Here is a 17,191-nt window from a genome sequence, read left to right as displayed (position 1 = left end):
ACCCAGGGCCGTACGACGAACCCGTACGACGAAATCATTGGGGTCCCCAATGACGCCACGCCAGCCTCCTGCAAGGATCGCTTTCTTTTGGTTACTTTTCTTTACGAGTAAAGAAAAGTGACATCTCACACGTTCTAAAACGGCAACACCGTACAGCCGCGACAGCAGCTAGAAGCGCTAAAACATCACCCACTCACGCTATTCTGCATCAGCAGCTAGAAGCCTCAAAACCCCACCCACAAGCAACACCCCGCGTCAGCGGGGCTAGAAGCGCAAAAAACACTCCCAAACCCTAAACTTCCAAATGACATGCCACCATCCCCCCATCCCCCCTCCCCCTCAACACCGGATCCTCCACCCGGCAACGCCCAACAGCCCGCGCGCAGCGCGGATGAAAACGACACCCGGATGGCGGATTCAAGGGACTGGGCACCTCGCCCTTCAACACGATGCGCTGCCGCTTCTCCTCAGCCTCGACGCTGGCCACCGGCACCGCCGACAACAGCGCTTGAGTATAAGGATGCCGAGGATTGGCATATAGCGCATCGCGGCTCGCGATCTCGACGATGCGGCCGAGGTACATGACGGCGATGCGGTCGCTGATATGCCGCACCACCGCCAGGTCGTGCGCAATGAAGACATAAGTCAATCCGAGGCGCCGCTGCAGCTCCATGAACACATTGACCACCTGCGCCTGGATCGATACGTCCAGCGCGGAAACCGGTTCATCGCAAACGATGAGGCTCGGCTCGACCGCCAATGCGCGCGCAATGCCGATGCGCTGCCTTTGGCCGCCGGAGAACTCGTGCGGATAGCGGTCCGCCATATAGGGCAGCAGGCCGACCATCTGCAGCAGCTCGGCGATGCGGGCGCGATAGCGCTCACGGTCATTGGCCATGCCGTGCACTTCGAGCGGCTCGCCGATGATGTCGCAGACCTTCATGCGCGGATTCAGCGAACCGAACGGATCCTGGTAGACCATCTGCACGCTGCGGCGGAAGTGCTTTTCCTGCGCCTTGCTGAAGGTGGAGAAATCGTCGCCGTCAAAGGCGATCCGCCCGCCGCTGGCGGCCAGCATCTTGATGATGGCGAGGCCGGTCGTGGACTTGCCACAGCCGCTCTCGCCGACCAGGCCCAGTGTCTCCCCGCGCTTGAGCGTGAACGACACGCCGTCCACCGCCTTGACCGAGCCCACCTGCCGTTTGATGAAGACGCCCTTGGTGACGGGGAAATGAACCTTGAGGTTCTCGACGCGCAGGATCTCGTCGCCGATCTTGCCGTGCTGGCGCGCGGCGGAGGCGGTGGAGGCGGCGGACTCGGCCTGCGCCTCAGTGGTGGTCATGGTCATGGAGGAAGCATGCCTTGAAGTGGTTCGGGCGCACGGCGCGCAGCGCGGGGCGCGACTGGCCGCATTGATCGGTTGCGAGCTTGCACCGCGGCATGAAGGCGCAGCCCGGGGGCAGCGCCGTGAGGTCCGGCGGCTGGCCGTCGATGGGCACCAGCGGCTGGTGGGTATCGCCGTCGATGCGCGGCACCGAGGCCATCAGCCCGCGCGTGTACGGGTGCGCGGGATGGCCATAGAGCTCGCGCGCCGTGGCGGTCTCCACCATGCGGCCGCCGTACATCACGGCCACGCGATCGGCATAGCGGGCCACCACGCCCAGGTCGTGCGTAATCAGCACGAGCGCCGTATCGGACTGGCTGGCGAGGTCCTTGAGCAAATCGAGGATCTGCGCCTGCACCGTGACATCGAGCGCGGTGGTGGGTTCGTCGGCGATGATCAGTTGCGGCTTGCAGGCCAGCGCCATGGCGATCATGGCGCGCTGGCGCATGCCGCCGGAGAACTGGTGCGGATAGGCGCCCAGCCGGCTCTGCGGCTCGGGGATCTGTACCTTGCCAAGCAGCTCGCCGGCAATGCCGAGGGCGGTCTTCCACGGCATGCCCTGGTGCAAGTTGATCGGCTCGGCGATCTGCTTGCCAACCGTCAGCGCCGGGTTCATCGACGACATCGGCTCCTGGAAGATCATCGCGATCCGGTTGCCGCGAATCGCCCGCATGCGCGCCGGGCTCAGCTTGAGCAGGTCCTGGCCATCGAAGAGGATCTCGCCCGATTCGATGCGCCCCGCCGGGCTGGGAATCAGGCCCAGGATGGACAGCGCGGTCACGCTCTTGCCCGAGCCGGACTCGCCGACGATGGCCAGCGTCTCACCGGGGGCGACGTCGAACGAGACCTGGTCCACCGCCGTGACCACGCCGCGGTCGGTGCGAAAGCGCGTGGTCAGCTGGTTCACCTGCAGGATGGGTTGCGTCATGCGGGCCTCCTTGTATGGAGCAAGGGAATCAAAATCCCATCTTCTTCTTCATGTCCTGGTCGACCCACATCCGTGCGTAGATCGGGCCGGGACGGACCGCCCCCGCGCGCAGCTCGGCGTTGTAGTTCTTCACCCAGGGCCACCATGCGGTGTACACGTAAGGGGTCGGCAGCCAGATATACGGCGCATCCGCGAGCACATCGCGCGTGAGCGAGCGCAAGGCCTCCTGCCGGCGGCCGAGGTCGCGCATCTGGAAGGCTTCATTCACGCGCTGCTCGTACTTGGGGTCGCCCCACTGCGCGGCGTTCCAGACCTGGCCCTTCACGAAGCTCTTGCGGATCGTGGTGGTCGGGTTGGTATGGCCGTTGCTCATCAGGTAGCCGGGCGCATTGGTCTTGGTGGTCATGGCCGACAGGAACGCACCGTACTCCATCGGCTGGATCTCGATGCGCACGCCAACCTGCTCCAGGTAGGCGCCGATCAGCGGCAGCAGCTCCAGGTGCTCCGGCTGGCAGGCGCATACCTGCACCTTGAAGGTGAAGCCTTTCGCATATCCCGCCTCGGCCAGCAGCTTGCGTGCCTTGTCCGGGTTGTAGGTGAACAGCTCCTTCACCGACTCCGGCATGGCGCTCAGCGGCTCGAAGTAGCCGGCGTAATCCGGATGCTGCGGATAGGCGAACAGTTCGGCATTGCCGCCATAGAACTGCTTGACGATCTCCTGCTTGTTGACCGCCATGTTCAGCGCGCGCCGCACGCGCAGGTCGTTGAACGGCTTGGTATCGACACGCAGCGCCACGTACTGTCCATTGGTCGACAACCAGCGCGACCACTTGAGCGCCGGCGCGTTCTTCTTGAGCTCATCGACCGCGGTCCAGCGGACAGATTCGAGCACATCCAGCTTGCCGGTGCGCAGCATGGTGTTGCGGGTGGACTCGTCCTTGACCGTGCGCAGCACCACCTTGTCGACGAAGGGCAGCTTGTAGTCCTTGCCGCCAACCTTGTCGCTATCCCAGTACTGCTCGTTCTTCGTATACGTGCTGGCGGTGCCCTGGACGAAGTTGCTCAGCAAGAAGGGCCCGCTGCCGTTCACGTTCTTCCAGTTGCCGGCCCCGGCGGTCGCCACTTCCTTGGGCATGATGCCGGAGTAGTAGCCCCAGCCGAAGCGGTAATCCCATTCGGCGTTGAACTCATTGAAGCGGAATACCACGGTGTGCTTGTCCGTTGCCTCCACCTTGGTGAGGTGGTCGTAGTACGTGGGGATCTTCTTCGCGCTGGTGTTCTGGCGGTTGTAGCTGAAGACCACGTCGTCGGCCACCAGTTCGCGCTCGTCCATCACGCCCGTCTTGGCGGGAAATTTCACGCCCTTGCGCAACTTGACTTCGAGCGTCAGCGGGTCGACCCACTTCCAGCTCTCGGCCAGCTCGCCGCGTATGGCATCCTCGGGGAGCCACGCATCGGCCTGAAACGCGTACTTGCCACCATTGCGCTTCGCCTTGGAAAGATCAGCAACGAAGAGCTGCTCGTAGACCTGGCCGGTGTCGTAGTTCTGCTTCCAGTTCCAGTCCGCCAGGTCCCAGGACAGGGCGGAGATGGTGGGATACATCGAGCCGATCTCGAGATTGCCGCCGTACTTCGGCGCTTCGGCCTGCGCGCAGGCCGCGCCGGCGCCAAGCGCCAGTGCCATGCCCGCCACCACTGAAGATATAGTCCGGTTCAAGCCGCGTCCCTCCATCGTTGTCGTCCGTTGTTGGTTATCGCGATCCGCGCATGCGCGGGTCGAGCAGGTCACGTAGCGCGTCGCCGTAGACGTTGATGGCATAGACGACAACGGTGAGGCAGATGCCGGGGGCCAAGGCCAGCCAGGGCCCCTGGAACATGAAGGTGCGGCCGTTGCCCGAGAGCATGCCGCCCCAGGTCGGCGCCGGCGGCGGCACGCCCAGCCCGAGGAAGGACAGGCCGGACTCGGCCAGGATCGCGGTGCCCACGCGCGTGGTGAACAGCACGATGATGGGCGGCAGCACGTTGGGCAGGATGTGGCGCCACAGGATGCGGCCAGTGGATGCGCCCATGGACTGCGCGGCATGCACATACATGTTCTCGCGCACCGAGACCACCGCGCTGCGGATGATGCGCGACCCGCCCACGCCCAGCAGCAGGCCCAGCGTGCCGATGATCTGCCAGCTGCCCGGGCCGAGCACGGACACCACCACGATCAGGATCACCAGGTCGGGAAAGCTCATCCACGCATCCACCATGCGCTGCACGATCAGGTCGAACTTTCCGCCCAGGTAGCCGGTCAGGATGCCGATCAGCACCGAGATGGCGGTGGCCAGCGTGGCGGCCGACAGCCCGATGATGACCGAGAGCTGCGCGCCGTACAGGCAGCGCGAGAGCATGTCGCGTCCGAGGTTGTCGGTGCCGAAGGGGTGCGCCCACGAGGGTGGCTGCAGCCGCTTCATCATACTGATCTCGTTGACGCCATACGGCGCCAGCCAGTCCGCAAAGACACCGCAGAACAGGAAGATCAGGCAGATCACCGCGCCGGCGGCGCCCAGCGGCTTCTCGCGGAACAGGCGGCCCACCAGCGCGAAGGCCGCCCCGAGCCGGCCAGGGCCGGACGTGGACTGCACTGCTTGCGCGGATTGCGCGGATTGCGCCGTCTTGAGTGTCGGGGCGTTTGCGATCGGACGTGCCATCAGCGGTGCCTCACTTTCGGGTCGAACAGCCCGTAGCTCAGGTCCACGAGCAGGTTGATGAGCATGACAGCCACGCCGACCACCAGGAACACGCCGGTGATCACGGGATAGTCCCGCTGGTTCACCGCATCCAGCAGCAACAGCCCCATGCCCGGCAGCGCGAAGATCTGCTCGATCACCACGGCCCCGCCGATCAGCAGCGGCGCCTGCAGGCCGATCAGCGTCACCACCGGGATCAGCGCGTTGCGCAGCGCATGGCGCAGGATCACCAGGCGCTCGTTCAAGCCTTTGGCCCATGCCGTGCGGATGTAGTCCTGGCGCAGCACCTCCAGCATCATCGTGCGCGTCATGCGCATGGTGACGGCCGACAGCGCCATGCCAAGAATGATGGCGGGCACCAGCATGTTGCTGATGTGCTGGAGCGGGTCTTCCAGGAAGGGGACGTAGCGCACCTCGGGCGACCAGCCCCACCACACGGAAGGAAACACCATGATCATCGTGCCCATCCAGAAGCTGGGCACCGCCAGCATCAGGATGGAAAACGAGCGCGCCACGTGGTCGGCCGCGGTGTCCTGCCGGATCGCCGACAGCACGCCCACGGGCAGCGCTACCGACAGCGCCACGAACAGGGCAAGCACCCCCAGGGAGAAGGTGGCGGGCATGCGCGCCAACACCATCTTGAGCACCGGCTCGCCCTGCCACAGGGACTGGCCAAGATCCCCGTGCAATACGATATTGCCGATCCAGTGCACGTACTGGAACCACATCGGCTGGTCAAGGCCCAGCACGCGGATCAGGTCCTCGCGGCTCTTGGTGTCGGCGCTGATGTCGTTCTGGCTCAGCATCAGGTCCACCACATCGCCCGGCACCATGCGCACGATCACAAAGACGATCAGGCTGGCAAACAAGAGCGTGGGCAGCAGCGCCAGCAGGCGGCGCAGGATGTAGGCACTCATGGTGCGCCCGCCTCGGTGACGCCCGGCAAGGTCATTCCACGCGCCCTGGGAAAAGATACCGCAGATACGATAAAGAGTGTCGCCCCGACCATGCCGTCTCCTGTTCGGTGCTTCTTGTGATCGCCCAACGCATCGGATAAGAATCACCTAACGCGCAAATCAAGCGATATCTGGTGAGAATTCGGAATACTTCCTAAGAGCCTTCCACCAAGCTGCTGTTTGTGCAGATAGCCCATTCAGCATACCCAGAGTTCTAATTCATGACAACCGAACCAGCCCTTGAATGCCTAGTGGATTTACCTAGGTCGGCGCCGCCGTGGCGCGCTGCTTGTGCAGCGCAAACAAGCGGCCGCAAACGCGAGGGCGAGCGCAGGCCCCACGCCTGCGCGTGGAAGGCCCGCAATAACGGCTGGGGATGGTGCGGCGCGGCGCTCAGTAGCCGCGCAAGGTCGCCCAACGCTGGGCGTGGAAGTTGGTGTCGCCGAGCAGGATCTGCGCGGCGCAAGCGCGCTTCATGTAGAAGCCGATCTCGAACTCGTCGGTCATGCCGATGCCGCCGTGCATCTGCACGCCCTCCTGCACCGCCAGCATCGCCGTGGAGCCGGCGCGCGCCTTGGCGGCGGACACCAGCGCGACGGGCTGTGCCGGGCCATCGTCGAGCAGCTGCTGGCTGCGCAGCACCGCCGCGCGCGTGATCTCGATCTCGCCAAACAGGTGGGCAGCGCGATGCTGCAGCGCCTGGAACTCGCCGATGACCTTGCCGAACTGCTTGCGCTCTTTCAGGTATTGCAACGTGCGCTCGAATGCTTCGTCGGCAATGCCGACGAGCTCGGACGCCAGCGCCGCGCGGGCGATATCGAGCGCGTGCTCAAGCATGGCCGCGCCACCACCGAGCTCGCCCAGCACCGCGTCCGCCGCCACGCGCACCTCCCGGAACTGCACGCGCGCTGCATTGCGGGTGTCCGCCATCACGGTGCGCTCCACGACAATGCCATCGGCACCGCGCGGCACCAGAAAGAGCGTGACGCCATCACGGTCGCTGGCATTGCCGCTGGTGCGGCCCACCACGATCAGCGTATCGGCGATATGCCCGTCGATGACGAAGACCTTGGCGCCATTGAGCACGAACCCGCCGTCCTGTTGCACTGCGGCGAGCGCCTGGCGCTCCGGGCGGTGCGCGGCGCTTTCGTCGATCGCCAGCGCCGTGAGGTGCTTGCCGGCCGCGATGGCCGGCAGGAAATGCGCCTTCTGCGCTGCGCTGCCGCCCCGGGCAATCAGCGAAGCGCCCAGCAAGGCGGTGGAGAAGAACGGCGTCTGGGCCAGCGTGCGGCCTAGCGCTTCCATGAGCACGCCCGCCTCCACCACACCGAGCTCGCTGCCACCGTACTGCTCGGGGATCAGCACGCCGGCAAAGCCCAGCTCGGCAAACGCTTTCCAGAGGGCGGGCGAGAAGCCCGTGTCGTCCCGCGTGTCGCGCAGCTTGCGCAACATCGAGATGGGTGCGCTTTCGCGCAGGAATGCCAGGGCGCTGTCCCGCAGCATATCCTGGGTCTGATTCAATACGATTGCCATAGTCGTTCCGAAGCGTTGAAGCGTGGAGTCGAGGCGCGCAGTGGACGCAACCGAGACGGGTGTCAGGCGCCGGGCAGGCCGAGCAAGCGCTTGGCAACAATGTTGAGCTGCACTTCGCTCGTGCCGCCCTCGATCGAGTTGGCCTTGCTGCGCAGCCAGCCGCGCGCGGTGGCGCCGTCGTTGCTGCGCTCGCTCTCCCACTCCAGCGCCTCGCTGCCGCCAATCGACATCAGCAACTCATAGCGCCGCTTGTTCAGCTCCGACCCGTAGTACTTCAGCACCGACGAGAACGCGGCAATGCCCTCGCCCTGCCGGGCCAGGTCCATCGCGCGCTCACCCGCCAGCGCAAACGCCGCTTCATCGATCTCGAAGGTAGCGATCTGCGCGCGCAGCATCGGCGCGTCGACTTCGCCGCGCTCGTTCTGGCCGAGCGTGTCGCGCGCAAGCTTGCCCATCGGCGGGCGCTGGCCGCGCCCGCCGATGCCGCTGATCATCTCGCGCTCAAAGGTCAGCAGGTACTTGGCGATGGCCCAGCCGCCGTTTTGCTCGCCCACCAGGTTGGCGCGCGGCACCACCACATCGTCAAAGAAGGTCTCGCAGAACGGCGACTTGCCGGAGATCAACACGATGGGCCGCGCCGTCACGCCCGGCGTTTCCATGTCGAACAGCAGGAAGCTGATGCCGGTGTGCTTCTGCGCCGAAAAGTCGGTACGCACCAGGCAAAAGATCCAGTCCGCCTTGTCGGCGTATGAGGTCCACACCTTCTGCCCATTGACGACAAAGTGATCGCCGCGCTCGTCGGCGCGCGTTTGCAGCGAGGCCAGGTCCGACCCCGCGTTGGGCTCCGAGTACCCCTGGCACCAGCGGATCTCGCCACGGGCGATCTTGGGCAGATGCTCGCGCTTCTGCGCCTGCGAGCCAAACTTGAGCAAAGCCGGGCCAAGCATCCAGATGCCGAAGCTTTGCAGCGGCACCCGGCAGCCGAGCGCTTGCATTTCCTGGCGCAGCACCTTGGCCTGCTCGCGGGAGAGACCGCCGCCGCCATACTCGCGCGGCCACTCCGGCACCGTCCAGCCCTTCTCGCCCATGCGCGTGAGCCAGAGGCGCTGCGCCTCGGACTGGAAGCGGAACTTGCGCCCACCCCAGCAGATGTCGTCTTCGTTGCGCACGGGCTGCCGCATTTCGGGCGGGCATTGCGCTTCCAGCCAGGCACGTACCTCCTGCCGGAAGGTTTCCAGGTCATCCACGCTTGCCTCCTGTTTTTGGCTTGTCTTGTTTTGATTTGGTTTCGTTATATAAGCCCGACCCCGCAACGTCAATACTCCATTTCCTAAAACGGCAACAGAACACCGCAAGCAGCTCAAGAAGCGCGCACTGCCAGCATTTTCCGCCGATGTGATAGGATTCTCGAAAACATACCGTAACCACTAAACCGGCAAGAGCACCAAGCCGGTCGGCGCCCGCGTGGCGCAACCAGGAGACAATGTGGAGGCTGAAGCCACCAGCGCGCCGCGCTGTGCCATCCCTGCCTTCCCCGGCGCCCGGGCGCCGGATCGCTCGCGCGCCGTCAGCGCGGACGGCATCCGCATCGCCGTCCATGAGTGGGGCCCGATCGACGCCACGCCGGTCCTGCTGGTGCATGGCGCCATGGATTTCGCGCGCACCTTCGATGTCTTCGCGCCGCTGCTGGCCGATGCCGGCTACCGCGTGGTGTCTTACGACCAGCGCGGCCACGGCGACTCCGAGCATGCCGACCTGTACAGCTGGGTCGCGGACGAACGGGACCTGCTGGCCGTGGCCGACTCGATCACGCGCGCGCCGCTGATCGCAATCGGCCATAGCAAGGGCGGCTCGTTGCTGGTGCATGCCATCCAGGCGCTGCCGCACCGGTTCACCCGCTTTGTCGCCATCGATGGCCTGCCCTTTCGCAATCCGCACGCGGACAGCGCCGTGCGCGACAAGAAATCGATGACCGCGCCCATCATCACGCGCTGGCTCGATACGCGCCGGCAAAGCCCGGGCCTCACGCGCAAGCCCGGCACCCTTGAAGATCTCGCCCAGCGGCGCGCCCGGATGAACCCCCGGCTCGCCCATGCGTGGCTGTGCTACCTGGCCGCGCTCGGCGCGCGCCAGGATGCGGACGGCTGGCGCTGGAAGCTCGACCCGGTGATCGGCTCCTCCGGCTTTGGCCCCATGCGCGCGCGCTGGATGACCGACCGCCTGCCGGGCTTTCCCATTCCCATGCTGGCCATCTTCGGCACCGAGCGCGAGCCCATGGGATGGGATGCCACCGCGGCCGACCTGGCGCCGTACTTCCCGCCCTCGACCCAGGTGCAGGTAATGGCCGACACCGGGCACTTCATCCATATCGAGCGCCCGCGCGAGACCGCGGCGCTCGTCCTGCCCTTCCTTCGTTCATGACCGTCTACCTGCGCCACAATCGCCTGCGCCTTGCCCTGCATCCGCTCAAGCCTGGCAGCGGGCCCGCGTTGCTGTTGCTGCACGGGCTTGGCGAGCGCTCGCCGGACACGCTGCCGGCGGAGTACGCCGGCTGGCCCGGCACCGTGCACGCGCTGGATTTCACCGGGCACGGGCTCTCGGACATGCCTCGCGGCGGCGGCTACAGCTGCGAGTTCCTGATGGCGGACGCGGATATCGCGCTGGCGCACCTGGGCCCGTCGACCGTGGCGGGGCGCGGGCTGGGTGGCTATATCGCCTTGCTGCTGGCCGGCGCGCGCCCGGAACAGGTGCGCGGCGCCATCCTGCGCGACGGCCCCGGCCTGGCCGGTGGCGGCACCGCCGCGCGCAATCCGTATATCCCGGTGGTCGACACCACGCGCACCGGGCCGCCCGACCCTTACGCCATTGCTGACCTGGCGACCGACGTACGCCCGCCGAGCTACGCGGCCAACTACGCGATGCTGGCCGCGCAGCATGCCGACACGCCGCAGCCGATCTCGATCTGCACCCGTGAGCGCCCGGATTGGCTGAAGGCGGTGACGGAACTGCTTTCGCTGGAGAAGGTGGAACTGGGCCAGGCGCTGCAACACTACGCATCCCAGGCGACCGTGCGCGGGGGCTCGCCGGCATGAAGGCGGAACTCGCCGCGAACGCCACCCTCGGCACAAATGCCGGACATGGCTATGCGCACGCGCTGGCGGAGCACAACTTCCACGCCCACGTAAAGCAGCACCTGCCGCGCAACGCGCGGGCCTACCTGATCCACGGCATGCTGGGCATGACCGGCTTCCGGCTGGTTACCGCCCCCACCTTCGTGCCGGCCTATATCTACCTGCTGTCCGGCTCTAAGCTGGTGGTGGGATGCGTGCTGTCCGCGCAGTACGCCGGCATGGCGATGTCCTCCATCTGGGGCGCGACGCAGATCGAGCATCGCCAGCGCGTGATGCCGCTGATCTACCTGGTGGGCTGGCTGGTGCGCCTGCAGATCCTCGGCCTGGGCTTGTCCGCCTTCCTGCTTTCTGGCGACGGCGCACTGGCCGCCGCCACCGTGTTCCTGCTGCTGTTCGGCCTGTTCAACGGCGTGCAGAACGTGACCTTCAACTACCTCACGTCCAAGATCATTCCGCTGGGGCGACGGGGCGCGCTGAGCGCGTTGCGCAATTTCCTCGGCGGGCTGATCGCCGCCGCCGTGGCCTATCTCGGCGGCCGCTTCCTGGTGGGCGGCAATGTGTTCGGCAATGGCTACGCCACCACCTTCCTCGCCGCCTTCGTGCTCACCAGCCTGGGCATCTCCGCGCTGACCCGCATGCGCGAGCCGGTGCTGCACGATGTGCGCGTGCAATCGGGCTTTCGCAAGCGCCTGCGCGAAGTCCCGGCGCTGCTGCGCGCGGACAAGCACTACGTGCGCTTCTTCGTTGCCCGCGCGCTGGTGGCGTTCAGCATGATGGCGGTGCCGTTCTACGCCATCTACGTTGGCAGCCATCTGCCGCTCTCTGGCGCCACACTTGGCTACCTGAGCATTGCCTACCTGCTGGCGCAGACCACCAGCAACCTGATCTGGGGCCGCCTGGCCGACCGCCACGGATATCGGCTGGTGTTCCTGTGCAGCATCGGGCTGTGGGTGCTGTCCACCGCCGCGCTGCTGCTTTGCAATGGCCTGGGCGCGTTCCTGCTGGTGTTCTGCGGGCTGGGCGCCAGCTTTGGCGGCTACTTCCTGTCCGCGGACAACTTTGCGCTGGAGTTCGGCAACCGGCGCGACCGTCCCATGCTGCTGGCCGTGTCCGATACAGCCACCTACGCGATGATGGCGTGCGGGCCCATCCTCGGCGGCATGCTGGCCCAGGGGGTGCGTTTCTCGCTGGTGTTCGTCGCGGCCATCGTGGTGATGAGCATCGCCTTTGTGCTCGCCCTGCGGGTGGAAGAGCCACGCCGCCGCCCGCGGCCGCAGCGGGAGGGCAACGAGTAGCGCCAACCAAAAGCGTACAGGCTCACCAGGCTCACGAGAATAATCAGGAGACAGGATGACAACCAGGACCTACCCGGAATTCAGCACGCACTACCCGCTTGTGCTCACCACGATCATGAAGCGGCCGGTGCGCATGTACCCCAACGAGATCGGTGTCGTCTACCGCAACCACGTCACCGGGGCGTATTTCCGCTTTACCTGGATGCAGTGGTATCGGCGCGTGGCGCAGCTGGCCAACGGCCTGCGCGGCGAGCTCAAGGTACTCGCCGGCATGCCCGGGGAGCCTGGCGAGCGCATCGCCACGATGGCGCTCAACACCCACCGCCACCTTGAGCTGTACTACGGCGTGACAGGCATCGGCGCCACGCTGCACCCGATCAATGTCCGGCTTTCTCCGCAGCACATCGTCTACACCATCCGGCACGCGCAGGACAAGATCCTCTTTGTCGACGACACGCTGATGCCGCTGCTCGAAGGCATCTACGACCAGATCAAGGATGTGGTCGAGCTGGTGGTCTATATGTCGGACAAGCCGGGCCTGCCGCCGACCCGCATCCCCAACATCGTCGAGTACGAAACGCTGATCGCCCGCCAGGCCGAGACCATCGACTGGCCCGTGCTGCACGAGGACGTCAACGCCACGCTGTGCTACACCACCGGCACCACGGGCCAGCCAAAGGGCGCCACCTTCACGCATCGCCAGCTCTACCTGCTGACGATCCACATGATGGCGCAGCTCGCCATCGGCAACACGCCGGACCATGATATCGCCGACGGCCTCGGCACGCGCCTGGGCGAAGGCGCGGTGCCGTTGCTGAACACCCCCATGTTCCACATCCACGGCTGGGGCCAGCCCTTCGTCGCCGTCTACAGCGCACAGAAGATCGTGCTGCACGGCACCTTTACCGTGCAGGGATTCTGCGAACTGGTGGAGCGCGAGAAGGTGACCTCGGTAGGGATCGTGGCGACCATCGCTGCCATGCTGCTCGAATACCCGGACCTGAAGCAATACGATCTCAGCAGCCTGGTGCGCGTGAGCGTTGGCGGCGGCGCGCTGCCGCTCGGGCTCAAGCGCAAGCTGGAAGCCCTGATCCCCACCTTCCGCATGAGCTCGGGCTACGGCATGACGGAGACCGCGCCCACCATCGTCGGCTCGTTCATCAAGAAGACCATGGTCCACCTGGACCGGGACGAGACCGATGCGGTGCTGGTCAAATCCGGGCTGCCGATCCTTGGCGTGGAGGTGGAGGTCGTGGACAACGCAGGCAAACCGGTGCCCCAGGACGACCACACGGTTGGCGAGATCGTGGTGCGCGCGCCCTGGACGACCGAGCAGTACTACCGCAACCCCGAGAAAAGCGCGGAGCTCTGGCAGGACGGCTGGCTGCATACCGGCGACATCGCCAAGGTGGATGCCGAGGGCTATATCACCATCGCCGACCGCATGAAGGACGTGATCCGCAGCGGCGCGGAGATGGTGCCCACGGTGCTGCTGGAGAACCTGATCGCGATGGCGGATTTCGTGCGCGAGGCGACGGTGGTCGGCGTGCCCGACCCGGTGTGGGGCGAGAAGCCCCTGGCGCTGGTCAGCGTGCGCACCGGCTTCGAGGCCAGCGAGGACAGCGTCATCGATTTCCTGAAGGTACACGGCGTCGATACCGGCAAGATCACCAAGTGGATGCTGCCCAAGCTCGTCGCCATCACGCGGGACATCCCCAAGACCAGCGTAGGCAAGTACAACAAAAAGCAGATCCGCGATGACCTGGAACGATTCCTCGCCATCGCCAAGGACGTTTCGCACCGCCATGGTTAAGCATTCCATCCCAACACAGCAGGAGCATTCCAATGCGTGAAGCCGTCATCGTTTCCACCGCACGTACGCCGATCGGCAAGGCCCATCGCGGCGCGTTCAACAACACGCAGGCGCAGGAACTCGGCGCCCACGCCATCGCGCACGCCGTGCAGCGCGCCGGCATCGATCCGGCGGAGATCGCCGACGTGATCCTGGGCTGCGCGGTGCAGCAAGGCTCGAGCGGCGGCAACGTCGCGCGCCAGGCGCTGCTGCGCGCGGGGCTGCCCGTCACGGTGTCGGGGATGTCGATGGACCGCCAGTGCGCCTCCGGGCTGATGGCGATTGCCACGGCCGCCAAGCAGATCATCGTCGACGGCATGCAGGTTACCGTGGGCGGCGGGCTGGAGTCGATCTCGCTGGTCCAGAACGACAAGATCAACCGCTATCGCGCGCAGGATCCGCAGTTGGTGCAGACCCTGCCGCAGATCTACATGACGATGCTGGAGACCGCCGAGATCGTGGCGCAGCGCTATGGCGTGAGCCGCGAGGCCCAGGATGCGTACTCGCTGCAGTCGCAGCAGCGCACCGCCGCCGCGCAGGAAGCCGGCCGCTTCGACGCGGAGATCGTGCCGATCACCACCACCATGCTGGTCACCGACAAGGTCAGCGGCGCCGTGAGCGAGAAGCAGGTCACGCTGGCCAAGGACGAAGGCAACCGCCCCGGCACCACGCTGGCCGACCTGCAGGCGCTCAAGCCGGTGTTCAAGAACGGGCAGCGCGTGGCGCAGGGCAGCTTCATCACCGCCGGCAATGCCTCGCAGTTGTCCGACGGCGCGTCCGCCATGGTGCTGATGGAAGCCAAGGAAGCGGAACGCCGCGGCCTGCAGCCGCTGGGCGCATATCGCGGCATGGCCGTCGCGGGCTGCGATCCGGACGAGATGGGCATTGGCCCTGTGTTCGCCATTCCCAAGCTGCTCAAGCAGCACGGCTTGTCGATGAACGACATCGGCATCTGGGAGCTGAACGAGGCGTTCGCCAGCCAGGTCCTGCATATCCGCGACACGCTGGGCATTCCGAACGAGCGCCTGAACGTCTCCGGTGGCGCGATCTCCATTGGCCATCCCTACGGCATGTCCGGCGCGCGCATGAGCGGTCACCTGCTGCTGGAAGGCAAGCGCCGTGGCGCCAGGTTCGGCGTGGTGACGATGTGCATCGGCGGCGGCATGGGCGCGGCCGGGCTGTTCGAGATTTTCTGAGGCTGGCGATAGCGCTCGCTTCAAGCCGCCTACACTCACACACCGACATTCTGGAGTCCACACGCATGACCGCCATCAACGCAGTCGCAGATCTCGCCATTGAAGGCGACATCGCCATCCTTACGCTCAACTCGCCGCCGGTCAACGCCTTGTCCGCCGCGGTCCGCGCCGGCATTCTCGATGGCGTCAAGCTAGCCATCGCCGACAGCAACGTCAAGGGCATCGTCCTGACCTGCGCGGGCAAGACCTTTATCGCGGGCGCCGACATCACCGAGTTCGGCAAGCCGCAGGTTGGCCCGTCGCTGGCCGACGTGCAAGCCGCGATCGAAGGCTCGCCCAAGCCCGTGGTCGCGGCCATCCACGGCACCGCGCTGGGCGGCGGGCTGGAAGTCGCGCTGGTCTGCCACTATCGCGTGGCGGCTCGGTCGGCCAAATGCGGCCTGCCCGAAGTCAACCTCGGCCTGCTGCCCGGCGCCGGCGGCACGCAACGCCTGCCCCGCATCGTCGGCCCCGCCAAGGCGCTCGACATGGTGACCTCCGGCGCCCACGTCGGTGCGGCCGCCGCCGCGGAGATGGGGCTGTTCGACCTGGTGACCGATGACGCAGCGCTGCGCGCCGACGCCATAGCCTTCGTCAAGCAGGTCAATGCCGAGCAGCGCCCGCTGCGCAAGGTGCGCGACCTCAACGAAAAGGTGGAAGCCGCGCGCGGCAAGCCGGAGCTGTTCGCCGAGTTCCGCCGCGCCAACGCCCGCAAGTTCCGTGGCTTCGACGCGCCCGAATACAACATCCGCTGCATCGAGGCCGCGGTCAACCTGCCGTTCGACGAAGGCATGAAGGTAGAGCGCAAGCTCTTCATGGAGTTGATGAACGGCACGCAATCCGCCGCGCAGCGCTATTACTTCTTCGCCTCGCGCCAGGTCTGGAACCTGCCCGACGTGCCGGCCGACACGCCGACCATCGACGTGAAGAAGGTGGGCATCATCGGCGCGGGCACCATGGGCGGCGGCATCGCCATGAACATGCTCAATGCCGGCATTCCCGTTGTCATCGTGGAAACCGCGCAGGAAGCACTGGACCGCGGCGTGCGCACCATCCGCGCCAACTACGACAACACCGCCAAGAAGGGCCGCATCACCGCCGCCGATGTCGACAAGCGCATGGCGCTGCTGACCCCGACGCTGGAGCTCGGCCAGCTGGCCGACGCCGACCTGGTGATCGAAGCCGTCTATGAAAACATGGACGTGAAGAAGGACATCTTTGGCAAGCTCGACAAGATCGTGAAGCAGGGCGCCATCCTGGCCACCAACACCTCCGCGCTCGACGTCAACGAGATCGCCTGCGCCACGTCGCGCCCGGAATCCGTGATCGGCCTGCATTTCTTCTCGCCGGCCAACGTCATGAAGCTGCTGGAAGTGGTGCGCGGCGACAAGACCGCCAAGCCCGTCATCCGCACCTCGATGGAGCTCGCCCGCAAGATCGGCAAGATCGCCGCGCTGGTGGGTGTGTGCCCGGGCTTTGTCGGCAACCGCATGCTCGCCCAACGCCAGCGCGAAGCACAGAAGCTCGTGCTCGAAGGCGCGCTGCCGTGGGACATCGACCGCGTGCTGTACAACTTCGGCTTCCCGATGGGCCCGTTCGCCATGAGCGACCTGGCCGGCCTGGACCTGGGCTGGATCCGCGAGAAGTCCAGCAGCTCCACGCTGCGCGAGATCCTGTGCGAGATGGACCGGCGCGGCCAGAAGACCGGCGCGGGCTACTACGACTACGACGAGAAGCGCAATGCCATCCCCTCGCCCGTGGTCGAGCAGATCATCCGCGACTTTGCCGCCAAGCAGGGCAAGACCAGCCGCGTGGTCTCCGAGCAAGAGATCCTGGAGCGCTGCGTCTACCCGATGATCAACGAAGGCGCGAAGATCCTGGAAGAAGGCAAGGCCATCCGCGCTTCCGACATCGATGTGGTCTGGGTGAACGGCTACGGCTGGCCGGTGTACCGGGGCGGCCCGATGTGCTACGCGGACACGATCGGGCTGGACAAGGTGCTGGCAGCCATGAAGAACTTCGAGACTACGCTCGGCGCGGACTTCAAGCCGGCCAAGCTGCTGGAGGACCTGGTTGCGCAGGGCAAGAAGTTCGGCGACCTGAAGTAAGCCGTCGGGGCACTACCTGTAGGTGTGCCCCCCT

13 protein-coding genes are annotated in these 17,191 nt (G+C 65.9%); 6 read left to right on the top strand and 7 right to left on the bottom strand.

Features of this window, described 5'->3' with window-relative positions:
- Nucleotides 1-292: 292 nt before the first annotated feature.
- The 7 genes from ACGLHR_RS17195 to ACGLHR_RS17165 all read right to left on the bottom strand — a co-directional run bounded on the left by ACGLHR_RS17195 (nucleotide 293) and on the right by ACGLHR_RS17165 (nucleotide 8,783).
- Entirely contained in the window at nucleotides 293-1,273 is a 981-nt protein-coding gene (locus ACGLHR_RS17195) for an ABC transporter ATP-binding protein (protein ID WP_400095456.1), read from the bottom strand.
- A 55-nt stretch (nucleotides 1,274-1,328) separates the two neighbouring features.
- Nucleotides 1,329-2,312 carry an ABC transporter ATP-binding protein gene (locus ACGLHR_RS17190; RefSeq protein ID WP_400095428.1) on the bottom strand — a complete coding sequence of 328 codons (984 nt, stop codon included), beginning with the start codon at nucleotides 2,310-2,312 and terminating at the stop codon, nucleotides 1,329-1,331.
- 28 nt (nucleotides 2,313-2,340) lie between these two features.
- Entirely contained in the window at nucleotides 2,341-3,996 is a 1,656-nt protein-coding gene (locus ACGLHR_RS17185; RefSeq protein ID WP_400095455.1) for an ABC transporter substrate-binding protein, read from the bottom strand.
- Nucleotides 3,997-4,063: 67 nt separating this feature from the next.
- Nucleotides 4,064-5,008, bottom strand: coding sequence for an ABC transporter permease (locus ACGLHR_RS17180; RefSeq protein WP_400095426.1), 945 nt, complete (start codon nucleotides 5,006-5,008; stop codon nucleotides 4,064-4,066).
- Complete coding sequence (locus tag ACGLHR_RS17175) at nucleotides 5,008-5,964, bottom strand: ABC transporter permease (RefSeq protein WP_400095424.1); 957 nt, start codon at nucleotides 5,962-5,964, stop codon at nucleotides 5,008-5,010. The genes ACGLHR_RS17180 and ACGLHR_RS17175 overlap by 1 nt, the downstream gene beginning before the upstream one ends.
- A gap of 432 nt (nucleotides 5,965-6,396) precedes the next feature.
- On the bottom strand, nucleotides 6,397-7,536 hold the full coding sequence (locus tag ACGLHR_RS17170) for an acyl-CoA dehydrogenase family protein (RefSeq protein WP_400095422.1): 1,140 nt from the start codon (nucleotides 7,534-7,536) through the stop codon (nucleotides 6,397-6,399).
- A gap of 62 nt (nucleotides 7,537-7,598) precedes the next feature.
- Complete coding sequence (locus ACGLHR_RS17165; RefSeq protein WP_400095420.1) at nucleotides 7,599-8,783, bottom strand: acyl-CoA dehydrogenase family protein; 1,185 nt, start codon at nucleotides 8,781-8,783, stop codon at nucleotides 7,599-7,601.
- A 238-nt stretch (nucleotides 8,784-9,021) separates the two neighbouring features.
- On the opposite strand from ACGLHR_RS17165, the gene ACGLHR_RS17160 reads away from it, so the two are divergent.
- The 6 genes from ACGLHR_RS17160 to ACGLHR_RS17135 all read left to right on the top strand — a co-directional run bounded on the left by ACGLHR_RS17160 (nucleotide 9,022) and on the right by ACGLHR_RS17135 (nucleotide 17,157).
- Complete coding sequence (locus ACGLHR_RS17160; protein ID WP_400095419.1) at nucleotides 9,022-9,957, top strand: alpha/beta fold hydrolase; 936 nt, start codon at nucleotides 9,022-9,024, stop codon at nucleotides 9,955-9,957.
- Nucleotides 9,954-10,628, top strand: coding sequence for an alpha/beta hydrolase (locus tag ACGLHR_RS17155; RefSeq protein ID WP_318234562.1), 675 nt, complete (start codon nucleotides 9,954-9,956; stop codon nucleotides 10,626-10,628). The genes ACGLHR_RS17160 and ACGLHR_RS17155 overlap by 4 nt, the downstream gene beginning before the upstream one ends.
- Nucleotides 10,625-11,962: an MFS transporter gene (locus ACGLHR_RS17150; RefSeq protein WP_400095416.1), complete on the top strand. Its 1,338-nt coding sequence runs from the start codon at nucleotides 10,625-10,627 to the stop codon at nucleotides 11,960-11,962. The genes ACGLHR_RS17155 and ACGLHR_RS17150 overlap by 4 nt, the downstream gene beginning before the upstream one ends.
- 55 nt (nucleotides 11,963-12,017) lie before the next feature.
- Entirely contained in the window at nucleotides 12,018-13,775 is a 1,758-nt protein-coding gene (locus tag ACGLHR_RS17145; RefSeq protein ID WP_400095415.1) for a long-chain-fatty-acid--CoA ligase, read from the top strand.
- A gap of 32 nt (nucleotides 13,776-13,807) precedes the next feature.
- The gene (locus ACGLHR_RS17140) at nucleotides 13,808-15,010 is read left to right on the top strand and encodes an acetyl-CoA C-acyltransferase (RefSeq protein WP_400095413.1); all 1,203 of its coding nucleotides are present in this window, start codon (nucleotides 13,808-13,810) and stop codon (nucleotides 15,008-15,010) included.
- A 65-nt stretch (nucleotides 15,011-15,075) separates the two neighbouring features.
- A complete protein-coding gene (locus ACGLHR_RS17135; protein ID WP_400095412.1) occupies nucleotides 15,076-17,157 on the top strand; it encodes a 3-hydroxyacyl-CoA dehydrogenase NAD-binding domain-containing protein in 2,082 nt (693 codons plus the stop codon).
- The last annotated feature ends 34 nt before the right edge of the window (nucleotides 17,158-17,191 follow it).

It is taken from the genome of Cupriavidus sp. CuC1, from assembly GCF_044627735.1.
In the GTDB taxonomy this organism is placed as follows: Bacteria; Pseudomonadota; Gammaproteobacteria; order Burkholderiales; family Burkholderiaceae; genus Cupriavidus; species Cupriavidus ulmosensis.
Note: the sequence above shows the minus strand (reverse complement) of the source record. Positions and strands in the feature narration are given on the sequence as shown.

Excerpts from the sequence above, each read along its gene's own strand:
- ACGLHR_RS17190 (WP_400095428.1), bottom strand. The coding sequence starts at position 2,312 with ATGACGCAACCCATCCTGCAGGTGAACCAGCTGACCACGCGCTTTCGC.
- ACGLHR_RS17185 (WP_400095455.1), bottom strand. The coding sequence starts at position 3,996 with ATGGCACTGGCGCTTGGCGCCGGCGCGGCCTGCGCGCAGGCCGAAGCG.
- ACGLHR_RS17180 (WP_400095426.1), bottom strand. The coding sequence starts at position 5,008 with ATGGCACGTCCGATCGCAAACGCCCCGACACTCAAGACGGCGCAATCC.
- ACGLHR_RS17175 (WP_400095424.1), bottom strand. The coding sequence starts at position 5,964 with ATGAGTGCCTACATCCTGCGCCGCCTGCTGGCGCTGCTGCCCACGCTC.
- ACGLHR_RS17170 (WP_400095422.1), bottom strand. The coding sequence starts at position 7,536 with ATGGCAATCGTATTGAATCAGACCCAGGATATGCTGCGGGACAGCGCC.
- ACGLHR_RS17155 (WP_318234562.1), top strand. The coding sequence starts at position 9,954 with ATGACCGTCTACCTGCGCCACAATCGCCTGCGCCTTGCCCTGCATCCG.
- ACGLHR_RS17150 (WP_400095416.1), top strand. The coding sequence starts at position 10,625 with ATGAAGGCGGAACTCGCCGCGAACGCCACCCTCGGCACAAATGCCGGA.
- ACGLHR_RS17145 (WP_400095415.1), top strand. The coding sequence starts at position 12,018 with ATGACAACCAGGACCTACCCGGAATTCAGCACGCACTACCCGCTTGTG.
- ACGLHR_RS17140 (WP_400095413.1), top strand. The coding sequence starts at position 13,808 with ATGCGTGAAGCCGTCATCGTTTCCACCGCACGTACGCCGATCGGCAAG.
- ACGLHR_RS17135 (WP_400095412.1), top strand. The coding sequence starts at position 15,076 with ATGACCGCCATCAACGCAGTCGCAGATCTCGCCATTGAAGGCGACATC.